The 11,466-nt window shown below is 72.3% G+C and carries 13 protein-coding genes; 7 read left to right on the forward strand and 6 right to left on the reverse strand.

Annotated features, from left to right (window positions below; all coding sequences use genetic code 11):
• Positions 1–111 precede the first annotated feature (111 nt).
• The 3 genes from ACK8GG_RS03045 to ACK8GG_RS03055 all read right to left on the reverse strand — a co-directional run bounded on the left by ACK8GG_RS03045 (position 112) and on the right by ACK8GG_RS03055 (position 4,711).
• Positions 112–1,146, reverse strand: coding sequence for a 2-oxoacid:ferredoxin oxidoreductase subunit beta (locus tag ACK8GG_RS03045; protein ID WP_440348362.1), 1,035 nt, complete (start codon positions 1,144–1,146; stop codon positions 112–114).
• Positions 1,139–2,983: a 2-oxoacid:acceptor oxidoreductase subunit alpha gene (locus ACK8GG_RS03050; protein WP_440348361.1), complete on the reverse strand. Its 1,845-nt coding sequence runs from the start codon at positions 2,981–2,983 to the stop codon at positions 1,139–1,141. Before ACK8GG_RS03050 ends, ACK8GG_RS03045 begins: the two co-directional genes overlap by 8 nt.
• Before the next feature lie 261 nt (positions 2,984–3,244).
• Positions 3,245–4,711, reverse strand: coding sequence for a hypothetical protein (locus tag ACK8GG_RS03055; protein WP_440355475.1), 1,467 nt, complete (start codon positions 4,709–4,711; stop codon positions 3,245–3,247).
• Between the two features lie 176 nt (positions 4,712–4,887).
• On the opposite strand from ACK8GG_RS03055, the gene ndhC reads away from it, so the two are divergent.
• Positions 4,888–5,265 carry an NADH-quinone oxidoreductase subunit A gene (gene ndhC / locus ACK8GG_RS03060; protein WP_440348359.1) on the forward strand — a complete coding sequence of 126 codons (378 nt, stop codon included), beginning with the start codon at positions 4,888–4,890 and terminating at the stop codon, positions 5,263–5,265.
• Positions 5,266–5,277: 12 nt separating this feature from the next.
• Here ndhC and folP read toward each other — a convergent pair whose 3' ends face one another.
• Positions 5,278–6,147: a dihydropteroate synthase gene (gene folP / locus ACK8GG_RS03065; protein ID WP_440348358.1), complete on the reverse strand. Its 870-nt coding sequence runs from the start codon at positions 6,145–6,147 to the stop codon at positions 5,278–5,280.
• A gap of 97 nt (positions 6,148–6,244) precedes the next feature.
• Here folP and ACK8GG_RS03070 point away from each other — a divergent pair, with 97 nt between their 5' ends.
• The 5 genes from ACK8GG_RS03070 to ACK8GG_RS03090 all read left to right on the forward strand — a co-directional run bounded on the left by ACK8GG_RS03070 (position 6,245) and on the right by ACK8GG_RS03090 (position 9,407).
• Positions 6,245–6,841 (forward strand): DivIVA domain-containing protein, encoded by a 597-nt coding sequence (locus ACK8GG_RS03070; RefSeq protein ID WP_440355476.1) that lies wholly within the window; start codon positions 6,245–6,247, stop codon positions 6,839–6,841.
• Complete coding sequence (locus tag ACK8GG_RS03075) at positions 6,838–7,323, forward strand: SRPBCC family protein (RefSeq protein WP_440348356.1); 486 nt, start codon at positions 6,838–6,840, stop codon at positions 7,321–7,323. The genes ACK8GG_RS03070 and ACK8GG_RS03075 overlap by 4 nt, the downstream gene beginning before the upstream one ends.
• 25 nt (positions 7,324–7,348) lie before the next feature.
• A complete protein-coding gene (locus ACK8GG_RS03080; protein ID WP_440355477.1) occupies positions 7,349–7,972 on the forward strand; it encodes a DNA-3-methyladenine glycosylase I in 624 nt (207 codons plus the stop codon).
• Positions 7,973–8,012: 40 nt separating this feature from the next.
• On the forward strand, positions 8,013–8,579 hold the full coding sequence (locus tag ACK8GG_RS03085) for a hypothetical protein (RefSeq protein WP_440354162.1): 567 nt from the start codon (positions 8,013–8,015) through the stop codon (positions 8,577–8,579).
• Between the two features lie 75 nt (positions 8,580–8,654).
• Positions 8,655–9,407 carry an SDR family NAD(P)-dependent oxidoreductase gene (locus ACK8GG_RS03090; RefSeq protein WP_440355478.1) on the forward strand — a complete coding sequence of 251 codons (753 nt, stop codon included), beginning with the start codon at positions 8,655–8,657 and terminating at the stop codon, positions 9,405–9,407.
• 58 nt (positions 9,408–9,465) lie between these two features.
• Here ACK8GG_RS03090 and ACK8GG_RS03095 read toward each other — a convergent pair whose 3' ends face one another.
• Together ACK8GG_RS03095 and ACK8GG_RS03100 are read right to left on the reverse strand one after the other, a co-directional pair.
• Positions 9,466–10,257 (reverse strand): enoyl-CoA hydratase-related protein, encoded by a 792-nt coding sequence (locus ACK8GG_RS03095; RefSeq protein ID WP_440355479.1) that lies wholly within the window; start codon positions 10,255–10,257, stop codon positions 9,466–9,468.
• A complete protein-coding gene (locus ACK8GG_RS03100) occupies positions 10,254–11,081 on the reverse strand; it encodes a PaaX family transcriptional regulator (protein ID WP_440348351.1) in 828 nt (275 codons plus the stop codon). Before ACK8GG_RS03100 ends, ACK8GG_RS03095 begins: the two co-directional genes overlap by 4 nt.
• A gap of 188 nt (positions 11,082–11,269) precedes the next feature.
• Between ACK8GG_RS03100 and ACK8GG_RS03105 the strand changes: the two genes are divergently transcribed.
• Complete coding sequence (locus ACK8GG_RS03105; RefSeq protein ID WP_007455245.1) at positions 11,270–11,437, forward strand: DUF3117 domain-containing protein; 168 nt, start codon at positions 11,270–11,272, stop codon at positions 11,435–11,437.
• The last annotated feature ends 29 nt before the right edge of the window (positions 11,438–11,466 follow it).

The raw sequence follows: 11,466 nt of genomic DNA on the forward strand, positions 1-11,466 counted from the left end.
CGAGCGGGCCTGGCGGCGGGCGGCCCCCCCCCACCCCCGCCGGGGCCCGCCCCCCCGCGCCCGGGGGGGGGCCTCCGTCCCCCCCGGCCCGCTCTGCGTGGCGTGGCAGGACTACACGATCGTCCAGGTGTCCCCGGCGGTGAGCAGCCCGGCGAGCTGCTCCTCCGGCGTGCCCGAGGCCTTGGCGACCGCGGCGTCGACCTGCTCGCGTACCACCCGGTCGTACGACGGGCGGGCGACCTTGCGGAAGACGCCGATCGGGGTGTTGCGCAGGTCCAGACCGGGCAGCCGGCTCAGCGCGAAGGCGTACGCCGGGTCGGTGACGTTCGCGTCGTGCACGACGATCTCGTCGGCGGCGACCGAGGCGGTCTCCCGGACCTCCAGCCCGAAGGCGCCCGGCGGGTGGACCACGCAGAACTGGCCGTCCGAACCGAAGGTGATCGGCTGACCGTGCTCCAGCCGGATCAGGTAGTCGTCGCGGGTGTCGGAGTTCTTGAGCTGCTCGAACGCGCCATCGTTGAAGATGTTGCAGTTCTGGTAGATCTCCACGAACGCCGAACCCTCGTGCTCGGCCGCCTGGCGCAGCACCGACTGCAGGTGCTTGCGGTCGGAGTCGATGGTGCGGGCGACGAAGCTCGCCTCCGCGCCCAGCGCCAGCGACAGCGGGTTGAACGGCGCGTCCGCCGAGCCGACCGGCGTCGACTTGGTGACCTTGCCGACCTCGGAGGTGGGCGAGTACTGGCCCTTGGTCAGACCGTAGATCCGGTTGTTGAAGAGCAGGATCTTGAGGTTGACGTTGCGGCGCAGCGCGTGGATCAGGTGGTTGCCGCCGATCGAGAGCGCGTCGCCGTCACCGGTGACCACCCAGACCGACAGGTCCGGCCGGGAGACCGACAGGCCGGTCGCGATCGCCGGGGCGCGCCCGTGGATCGAGTGCATCCCGTACGTGTTCATGTAGTACGGGAAGCGCGACGAGCAGCCGATGCCGGAGACGAAGACCGTCCGCTCGCGCGGGATGTTCAGCTCCGGCATGAAGCCCTGGATGGCGGCGAGGATGGCGTAGTCACCGCAGCCGGGGCACCAGCGCACCTCCTGGTCGGACTTGAAGTCCTTGGCGGTGAGCTTGAGGGCGACAGGCTCAGACATTCTTCAAGACCTCTTCCAGCATCGTCTCCAGCTCCGTGGCGGTGAAGGGCAGACCGCGGACCTGGTTGTAGCTGATCGCGTCGACCAGGTAGCGGGCCCGGATCACCTGCGCGAGCTGGCCGAGGTTCATCTCCGGGATGACGACCCGGTCGTAGCTGCGCAGCACCTGACCGAGGTTCGCCGGCATCGGGTTGATGTGGCGCAGGTGCGCCTGCGCGATCGGCAGACCACGCTGACGCAGCGCCCGGCAGGCCGCGCCGATCGGGCCGTACGTCGAGCCCCAGCCGAGCACCAGCACGTTCGCGTTGCCGTCGGGATCCTCGACCTCGACGTCCGGCACCGGGATCGACTCGATCCGCGCCGCCCGGGTACGGACCATGAAGTCGTGGTTCGTCGGGTCGTACGAGATGTCGCCGGTCTTGTCGGCCTTCTCCAGACCACCGATGCGGTGCTCCAGACCCGGCGTGCCGGGGATCGCCCACGGGCGGGCCAGCGTCTCCGGGTCCCGCAGGTACGGCAGGAAGACGCCGTTCTCACCGTTGGGCTCGGTGGCGAACTCGACCTGCAGGTCGGGCAGCGAGTCGACCTCGGGCAGCAGCCACGGCTCGGAGCCGTTGGCGACGTAGTTGTCCGAGAGCAGGATGACCGGGGTGCGGTAGGTCAACGCGATGCGCGCCGCCTCGATCGCCGCGTGGAAGCAGTCCGAGGGGGACTGCGCCGCGATCACCGCGACCGGGGCCTCACCGTGGCGCCCGTTGAGCGACATGTTGAGGTCGGCCTGCTCGGTCTTGGTGGGCAGACCGGTCGAGGGGCCGGCCCGCTGCACGTCGACGATGACCAGCGGCAGCTCCAGCGCCACCGCCAGCGAGATCGTCTCGCTCTTGAGCGCCACACCGGGACCGCTGGTGGTGGTAACGCCGAGCGCGCCACCGTACGAGGCGCCCAGCGCCGCACCGACCGCGGCGATCTCGTCCTCGGCCTGCATCGTGGTGATGTTGAAGCGCTTGTGCTTGCTCAGCTCGTGCAGGATGTCCGACGCCGGGGTGATCGGGTAGGCGCCGAGGAAGACCGGCAGCTTGGCGCGGACACCCGCCGCCACCAGGCCCAGCGACAGCGCCGCGTTGCCGGTGATGTTGCGGTAGGTGCCCGGCTTCATCTTGGCGGGCTTGACCTCGTAGCGGACCGCGAAGTCCTCGGTCGTCTCGCCGAAGTTCCAGCCGGCCCGGAAGGCGGCGATGTTCGCCGCGGCCAGCTCCGGCCGGGCGGCGAACTTGCGCTCCAGGAAGCGCAGCGTCGACTCGTACGGCCGCGAGTACATCCAGGAGAGCAGGCCGAGGGCGAACATGTTCTTGGCCCGCTCGGCATCCTTCTTGGGCATGCCGTGGTCGGCGAGCGCGCCGACGGTCATCGAGGTCAGCGCCACCGGGTGCAGGGCGTACCCGTCGAGCGAGCCGTCCTCGATCGGGTTGCTGGCGTAACCGACCTTGGCCAGGTTGCGCTTGGTGAACTCGTCGGTGTTGACGATGATCTCCGCGCCGGGCGGCAGGTCGGCCAGGTTGGCCTTGAGCGCCGCCGGGTTCATCGCCACCAGCACGTGCGGCGAGTCGCCGGGGGTGAGGATGTCGTAGTCGGCGAAGTGCACCTGGAAGCTGGAGACGCCCGGGAGCGTTCCGGCAGGTGCGCGGATCTCGGCGGGGAAGTTCGGCAACGTCGAGATGTCGTTGCCGAGCTGTGCCGTCTCCGAGGTGAAGCGATCGCCGGTGAGCTGCATACCGTCGCCGGAGTCACCGGCGAATCGGATGACCACCCGATCAAGTTGACGGACCTGCTTGGTCACAGTCGCACCTCACTCTGCGTGGTCACGCCACGCGACATGAACCTGTTGGTGACCTCACCTAGCCCGGTCACAGGACCTCCTTGGCGCCACGCGGGTGCCGTCCCGACGGGGATGCTGCCGGGTTCGGTCCGCCTTGCCTCTTTGAGGAGAGCCTACGTCGAAGGCAGTGCCGGACTTCACTACAGGTCCATCCTTTGGCACAACCACCGGCGCGGCTTTGTCATAGCTCGTACCGCCCTGTGCCCGCAGTCGTAATCCAGATCACGCCTCGATCGCCGCCGGCGGGGTGGGACGAGCCTCGATCCCGGTGCCCGCCGGAGGCCGGCGACGCCGCAGGAGCATCAGCACTACCAGTGCCACGACCGCCGCCGTCACGCCCGCCGCGATCAGCAGGAGCGCGACGTCGGGTGCGCGGCCGGCGTTGTCGGTCTCCGCCGGCACTGCCGCGCCCGGCAGCACTCCCTGTGACCCGGTGGGGGCCGGATCGGCGCCCGGGGTGGCCGCGGCGGCGGCCGCGGAGATGCGGAAACTCATCTGTACCTGCCGGGGTGGGTTGTGCCGGCCGGTGAGGATGCCGACCACGCCACCGGAGAGCGGCGCGGCGCGCTGGGCCTCGACGGTGGCGTCCATCGGCAGGTGCAGCGCGGCGCTGCCGCCGGCGGGGATGACGCCCAGGTCGCAGCGGGTGTGCAGCTCCTCGACGGCGGTGCAGCCCGCGGGCAGTTCGGGCACGCTCAGCCCGTCGGGCAGGAGGATCTCGACGACGCCGTCGCCGTCGACCTCGCCGAGGTTGGCCAGTCGCACGTTCAGCCCCGCGCTGAGGCCGGTGACGTCGAAGGTGACCTCGTCGGCCTTCAGCGCCAGGTCCGCAGCCGGGGGTCCGCTCGGCAGGAGGATCGCGAAGCCCTCCTCGTCGCTGACCACGGATCGGTCCCCGGTGGCGGTCTCCACCCGGACGCTGCCGTTGAGCGGCAGTTGCCGCCAGGCCTGGCCGTCGACGCGCAGCGAGAGGGTGGCGCCGAAGGCGCTCCCGGCGCGGGTCTGCCAGGGAGTGCAGGCGTAGCTGCCGTCACCGGCGGGGGAGCAGCCGGGGGTGCCGTCATCGCTGACCCCGGCGGGCAGGGTGTAGATCAGCCGGATCCGCTCGTTCACCGAGCCGGTGTTGGTGACGGTGATCGCCAGGCTCGCCGGCCGGCTCGGCTGGTTCCAGTAGTCGGGGCCGAGTTCGACGTCGCCGGTGGTGACGACCACCCCGCGCCGGGGTGCGCCGGGCCGGTCGGGTTCGGCCTGGCCCGGCGGCTGTGGGCCGGGCGGCGGCAGGACCGTCCAGGAGGTCGACGGCGCGGGCCGGGGAGTACTCGGCGCCGTGGAGGGGGTGCTTGCCGACGGGGTGGGCGCCGGCGTGGTCGGCGGCGGGGGCTCGGAGGGAGTCGGTTCCGGGGTCGGCGACTCCGGCGGCTCGGGGATGCCCGGGTCGCTGGGATCGGGTGCCGACTCCGGCGGGTCGTCCGGCTCCGCCGGGTCCAGGGTCAGCAAGGGCTCTTCACTGCCGGTATCCACCGGGGCAGGTTCGAGCGCGCCCGCGTGGACCAGGGTCTCGGAGACGGTGTCCTGCTGCGCGGTCAGGCCGAGCACGGCCACGGCCAGCAGCAGCGGAACCGCCGGCAGGAGCAGCCGGCGGGCGAGGTCCCGGCTGCGGCGCGCACCACCGGACCGGGAATCGGCCACTGCCATCTCTCCTCCGCAGCACCGGCGGTTAGCCGGCGAAGAACCCTCAGGGGACGGTCCATTATTCGGTCGATGGGGACATTCGCCGCCACCTGGGATCGGAAACAAGTTCGTAACGTATCCCGCCGGTGGACGGAGCGACCCCGGCGGGCCGGGACGGCGGTACGCTGCCAGCCATGAGCGGCTACCTCGGGTCGTACGCGACGCTCGGGCTCCTGCTCGTGGTCGCAGTCCTCTTCTTCGTCCTGGCCTTTGGGGCCAACCGGGTGCTGCGCCCGGCCACCCCGGCGGAACCGGTCGGCAAGCGAACCAGCTACGAGTGCGGACTGGACCCGGTCGGCGCCGACTGGGCGCAGATGCAGATCCGCTACTACGTCTACGCCTACCTGTACCTGCTCTTCGCCGTCGAGTCGGTCTTCCTCTTCCCCTGGGCGGTGGTCTTCGACCGTCCCGGCTTCGGGCTGGTGACCGTCGCCGAGATGGGGATCTTCGTCGGTGTGCTCGCGCTGGGCATCCTCTACGCCTGGCGCAAGAACGTGCTCCGCTGGAGCTGACCTCTCACGGGGTCAGGCCAGGCCGCGGCGGGCCACCGACGGGGGGCGGTCGCCGCGGATCGCGGCGACCATGTCCAGCACCCGGCGGGTCGGCCGGACCTGGTGCGCCCGGAACACCCGGGCCCCGAGCCAGGCCGATACCGCCGTGGCCGCCAGCGTCCCCTCCAGCCGTTCGTCGACCGGCAGGTCCAGCGCCTCGCCGATGAAGTCCTTGTTGGAGAGCGCCACCAGCACCGGCCAGCCGGTGCCGGTCATCTCGTCCAGCCGCCGGGTGACCTCCAGCGAGTGCCGGGTGTTCTTGCCGAAGTCGTGTGCCGGGTCGATCAGGATCCCGTCCGGGCGTACGCCGAGACCGACGGCGCGGTCGGCGAGCGCGGTGACGGTCGTCAGCACGTCGGCGAGGACGTCGTCGAAGGCGGCCCGGTGCGGCCGGGTCCGCGGCGAGAGCCCGCCGGCGTGCGAACAGACCAGGCCCGCGCCGGTCTCGGCCGCCACCACAGCGAGCTGCGGGTCGGCCCCCGCCCAGGTGTCGTTGAGCAGGTCGGCGCCGGCGGCGACCGCCTCGGTCGCCACCGCCGCGCGCCAGGTGTCGATCGAGATCACCACCGCGGGGAACTCGCGTCGCACCGCGGCGATGGTGGCGACCGTACGGCGGATCTCCTCCGCCACGTCGACCTCGGCGCCCGGCCCGGCCTTGACCCCGCCGATGTCGATGATGTCGGCGCCCTCGTCGACGGCCCGTTCCACGGCGCGCAGCGCGCTGTCGGCGGCGAAGGTGGCGCCGCGGTCGAAGAACGAGTCCGGCGTGCGGTTGACGATCGCCATCACCGCGTGTTCGCCGGGGGCGAAGGTACGCCCGCCCAACCGCAGCGTCCGACTCATCTACGCCTCCTCACCCCGGGGTCCCGCGTCCGGGTGACGCTAACGGACGCGGGGTGGCGGGGTCGCCGGGGCCATCGCCGCATGCCACGATCTGTTCATGGGTCAGCTTCTGCTCGTACTCGTCGTGGCGGTGATCGTCGCCGCGGTGGTCCTCGGTGTCACCGTACTGGTGACCGGACGCGATCCCGGCCTGGTTCCGGCGGAGCCGGACGGGCAGGCGCGGCCACTGCCGGGTCACCGCCCGCTGCGTGAGGCGGACATCCCGGAGCTTCGTTTCGACACCGCCATGCGCGGGTACCGGATGGCCCAGGTCGACCAGGTGCTGCGCCGGGTCGCCTACGACATCGGTTACAAGACCGAGCTGATCGGCGTGCTCGAGGCGGAGGTCGCGGCGTTGCGGGAAGGGCGCGTCACCGATGCCGACCAGCTGCGCCGGGCCCGCGAGAGCTCCGGCGGCCACGGACCCGAGGAGCCGGGTACGCCCGCCGCTGTCCCGTCCGGCGTCACCGCGCCCGGCCCCGCTGTCCCGTCCGGCGTCACCCCGCCTGGCCCCGCGGCCCCGGACGCCGTGACCGCGCCGCCCACCGTGCCGACCCTTGGCGACGGGCAGACCCAGGAGCCGGCCCCCGGCACCCGGTACGCCGCCGATCCCGCCGACGCCCTGCGCAACCCCCGCGGGCCGGAGTCGCAGTGACCTCCTCCGGACAGCCCGACGGACCCCACATCGGCGAGGTGACCGCGACGGTCATCGTCGACGCCCCCGCCGCACGGGTCTTCGCCGCGCTCAGCGACTGGGAGCAGCAGTCGGCCTGGATTCCGCGGACCCAGGTGCGGGTGGTCGAGGGCGACGGCGGGGAAGGCAGCCGCATCGAGGCGGTGACCGTCGTCGGACCGCTCAAGCTGCGCGACGAGATGCGGGTGACCCGGCTCGACGCCCCGTACGAGATCGCGGTCATGCACTTCGGGCAGGTGCTCACCGGGCCGGGCGTGATGCGCTGCACGCCGATGGGTCCCGACCGGACCCAGGTGGTCTGGCACGAGTGGTTCCAGCTGCCACGCAACGTCGCGGTCGGTCGGTTCGCCTGGCCGGTGGCGCTCTGGCCCGGCTCGAAGATCACCCTGACCCGGGCGTTGAAGCGCTTCGCGCGCCTGGTGGAGCAGGGCCGGCTGCCCTGATCGGCGTGCCCTAACGTTGGTGGACGTGACGGACCTGCTGATCGGCCCCGACGGCCGGGCGCGCTGCGCCTGGGGCGCCGGCACGGCCGACTACACCGCGTACCACGACCAGGAGTGGGGGCGGCCGGTCCGCGGGGACGACGCCCTCTTCGAACGGGTCACCCTGGAGGCCTTCCAGTCAGGGCTCTCCTGGCTGACGATCCTGCGCAAACGTCCGGCGTTCCGGCGTGCCTTCGACGACTTCGTCATCGCCCGCGTCGCCGCCTACGGTCCCGCCGACGTGCAGCGGCTGCTCGCCGACGCCGGGATCGTCCGCAACCGCGCCAAGATCGAGGCGGCGATCGCCAACGCCCGCGCCGCCCTGGAGCTGCCCGGCGGGCTCGGCGCGCTGCTCTGGTCGTACGCGCCGCCGCCGCGGCCGCGGCCCCGCGCCTGGGCCGAGGTGCCCGCGCTGACGCCGGAGTCGACGGCGCTGGCCAAGGAGCTCAAGCGGCGGGGTTTCCGGTTCGTCGGCCCGACCACGGCGTACGCGCTGATGCAGGCCACCGGCATGGTGGACGATCATCTGAGCGGCTGCCACGTCGGGCCGGCGGGCGGGCGTGATGGGATGGACGGCATGGACGACAGCAGTGAGGTGCGGGAAGCGTGAGTGAGCGGAATCCGGTACGGCGACCGGTGGCGGTGACGGCATGAGCGCCTGGGCGGTGTTCCTCGCGGAGCAGCAGCACGAGACGGAGCGGCTCATCCACCACGACACCCTTGAGGTGTCCGCGCCCGCGGACGGGGCGCCGGCCGCCGGGGAGCAGGTGCTGGTGCTCGCCGGGGAGCCGGCGCAGGTGGTCGCGCTGGGCCGGGTGCGGGACACCGGGCGGCCCGGCAGGCCGCTGGAGGTCCGCTACACCCGGCAGTTCTTCGACGAGCCCCTGCCCGCCGACGGCCTGCCCGCCCTGGACCCGGTGGCCGCCGGTCCGGCTGCCGCGTTGCTCGCGCCGGTGGCCGACGAGGTCGTCGCGGCGGTCGTGAGCCGGCTCGGACCGGACCCGGACCGGCAGAACTGGCTGGTCAGCGTGCACCTGCCGATCGAGGCGGCGAGCCGGGCCGAGGCGGTACGGATCTTCTGGTCGTACGTGCAGGAGCTCGGCCCGCGGGAGCTGCCGGCGTTCGTCTCACCGAGCCACGACGAGCTCGCCATGCAGGCGTTCGTGCTCGGCGCCGAGGCCAACCAGGACCCCGAGGAGGACGACGAGGAGCAGTGAACGCCCGCGGGCGTTTCACCGCCTCGAGAACGGCTACCCCCCGGGCCGGGCTGCTGGTGCGGGTAGGGGGAGCCGATGAGGTTCGACGGCAAAATCGCGTTCGTCGCCGGCGGCGCGTCGGGGATGGGCGAGGCGACCGTACGACGGCTCGCCGCCGAGGGGGCACGCGTCGTCGTCGGTGACTCCGACCCCGACCGGGCGGCGGCGATCGCCGCCGACGTGCCCGGCGGCCACGCGGTGACCATCGACGTCGGGGACGCCGTGTCGGTGGAGCAGGCACTGGCCGCGGCGATGGAGCACCACGGCCGCCTCGACGTGATCTACAACGGTGTCGAGATCGACGGTGAACAGCAGATGCTGCACCTGACCGACGTGGAGAACTGGAACGAGGTGCGCCGGGTCAACGGCGACGGCTGCTTCCACATGCTCAAGTTCGGCATCGAGGCGCTGCTGCGCGGCGAGGGCGGCGTGATCGTCAGCACCTCGTCGACGACGGGGATGGCCGGGCAGGAGAACATCTCGCCGTACACGTTCACGAAGGCCGGGACGGAGGGGCTGACCCGCGCCGCGGCGATCGAGTACGCCCGGCACAACATCCGGGTCAACGCGGTCGCCCCGACGCTGGTGATGACGTCGCTGCTGGCCGATTTCATCGCCGACGCCGACGACCCGGAGGAGATGCGGCGGCGGCTGGAGACGTTCAACCCGATGCCCGGGGTGCCCGCACCTGAGGACGTCGCAGCGGCGGTTGCCTTTCTCGCCTCCGACGATGCCCGTTGGATCACCGGGCACACCCTCCCGGTCGACGGCGGCTACCTGGCCCGCTGAGCCGCCCGGAGGCCGTGCCGGCTGCGACACCTCCGGCCGGGTCACATCGGCGCGCCGCTCAGCGGCCCCGGAAGGCCGGCCGCTGCTTCGCCGTGAACGCCTCGGTCGCCGTCCGGTGGTCCTCGGTACGTCCGCAGTCGTGCTGCACCTGCGCCTCGACGGCGAGCGCCTCGTCGAGCGAGCCGGACATGGCCGCGGCGAGTTCCCGTTTGATTCCGCCGTAGGCGACGGTGGGTCCGGCGGCGAGGCGGGCGGCGAGTTCCTGGGCGTCGGGCAGCACGGCGTCGTCGTCGGCGCTGAGCCGGGTGAGCAGGCCGAGCCGCTGGGCCTCGTCGGCGCGTACCGGGGTGCCGAGCATCAGCAGCTCCAGGGCCTTGGCGTGGCCGACCAGCCGGGGCAGGGTCCAGGAGACGCCGGTGTCGGCGCCGAGCCCGACCTTGGCGAAGGCCATCGCGAAGACGGTGCCGGGGCCGCCGATGCGCAGGTCGGCGAGGAAGGCGAGGCCGGCGCCGGCCCCGGCGGCGGTGCCGCGGACGGCGGCGATCACCGGCTTGGGGAGGCCGGCGAGCGCCCGCACGATCGGGTTGTAGTGCTCACCGACGGTGGCGAGCGGGGTGTCGGTGCCGCTGCCGAGGACGGCGACGTGCTCGCGGAGGTCCTGCCCGGCGCAGAAGTTGCCACCGGCGCCGGTGAGGACCACGGCCCGGCAGGCCGGGTCGGCCGTCAGCTCGTCCAGGGTCTCGCGCAGCGCCACCTTCAGGTCGACGTCGAGCGAGTTGAGCGCCCTGGGCCGGTTGAGGGTCAGCGTGACGACGCCTTCGGTGCGGTCGACGAGCAGCGGATCGCTCACGTGGTACGCCCTTTCGCTCGTTTGCCGGTGCGGGTGCTCAGACCCAGGCAATGCTCGACGTAGCGGTCGGCGGCCGGCCGCAGGCGGGCGGCGTGCCGGTCGAAGAAGTTCGCGGCGGTGACACCGGGCCAGCGGTCCGGCAGAAGCGCCGGCGGCAGCTGCGGGTCGCTGAAGAGAAAGGTGCGCCAGGCGTGGACGAGACGGAACCGCGCCGCGTACGCGTCCCGGTCGGAGCTGCGGCTGGTCACCTCGCCGAGCAGCGCGCGCTGCTCGGCGACGAACTGCTCGTACGCGCGGCCGAGCGCGGCGAGGTCCCAGGCGCGCCGGACCAGCCCCATCGCGGCGGGGGTGCCGCCGGTGTGGGTGGCGTTGAAGCGTTCGTAGTGCACGCCGGCGTCGGTGAGCAGGTTGTCGATCTGCTCGCCGGGGCGGGGCGCCACCCAGGTCTGCTCGTCGAGGCGTCCGTAGCCGAGGAAGGCGAGGTGGTCCCAGAGGCGCTGCCGGTCCCGGCGGACCTGCGGCCCGGTCAGCACGATCAGGTCGAAGCGCCCGTCCCAGCTGATCTTTCCGGTGCGGTAGATGCGGGCGGCGGCCTCGTCGAGGCGGCGGGCGGCGCGTGGGGTGATCGTGTAGCCGGGTCCGCCGGGCAACCGCAGCGGGGCGAGCCAGCCTTGTCGCACCATTCGGGACACGGCGGTGCGCACCGCCGGCGGCGCGATGTCGAGCGGCGTCAGCAGCTTCACCAGCGCGGCGACGGGCGCCCGGCCGCCCCGGGAGCGGAGGTGATCGCCGTAAAGGTCGAAGAGTGCCGACCGTGCCTGCATGACCGCATATTGTGACAGGTCTTCCCGAGATAAGCTAGATGGTGTTACATCAATGCGGGTCCGGTTTGGGTCCGGCGGTGTTCATCAGGGAAAATCATTAATCAGCGCCGTGCACAAGCCGCACGGCGGTTGCTGAAGTGGCTGTGGGGCAACCCACCGACCCTGGTGAAGGTCTGAGGGGAGACAACATGGCGGCGATGAAGCCGCGGACGGGCGACGGTCCGCTGGAGGTCACCAAGGAGGGCCGGGGCATCGTCATGCGGGTTCCGCTGGAGGGTGGTGGCCGACTCGTCGTCGAGATGACTCCCGACGAGGCCAACGCGCTCGGTGACGCGCTGAAGGCGGCCGCCGGCTGACGGCAACGGGTACAGGCGGCTGCGCCTGA

Source organism: Melissospora conviva (assembly GCF_049523535.1).
Lineage (GTDB): Bacteria > Actinomycetota > Actinomycetes > Mycobacteriales > Micromonosporaceae > Melissospora > Melissospora conviva.

Excerpts from the sequence above, each read along its gene's own strand:
- ACK8GG_RS03105 (WP_007455245.1), top strand. The coding sequence starts at position 11,270 with ATGGCGGCGATGAAGCCGCGGACGGGCGACGGTCCGCTGGAGGTCACC.
- ACK8GG_RS03070 (WP_440355476.1), top strand. The coding sequence starts at position 6,245 with ATGGGTCAGCTTCTGCTCGTACTCGTCGTGGCGGTGATCGTCGCCGCG.
- ACK8GG_RS03045 (WP_440348362.1), bottom strand. The coding sequence starts at position 1,146 with ATGTCTGAGCCTGTCGCCCTCAAGCTCACCGCCAAGGACTTCAAGTCC.
- folP (WP_440348358.1), bottom strand. The coding sequence starts at position 6,147 with ATGAGTCGGACGCTGCGGTTGGGCGGGCGTACCTTCGCCCCCGGCGAA.
- ACK8GG_RS03085 (WP_440354162.1), top strand. The coding sequence starts at position 8,013 with ATGAGCGCCTGGGCGGTGTTCCTCGCGGAGCAGCAGCACGAGACGGAG.
- ACK8GG_RS03100 (WP_440348351.1), bottom strand. The coding sequence starts at position 11,081 with ATGCAGGCACGGTCGGCACTCTTCGACCTTTACGGCGATCACCTCCGC.
- ndhC (WP_440348359.1), top strand. The coding sequence starts at position 4,888 with ATGAGCGGCTACCTCGGGTCGTACGCGACGCTCGGGCTCCTGCTCGTG.
- ACK8GG_RS03090 (WP_440355478.1), top strand. The coding sequence starts at position 8,655 with ATGAGGTTCGACGGCAAAATCGCGTTCGTCGCCGGCGGCGCGTCGGGG.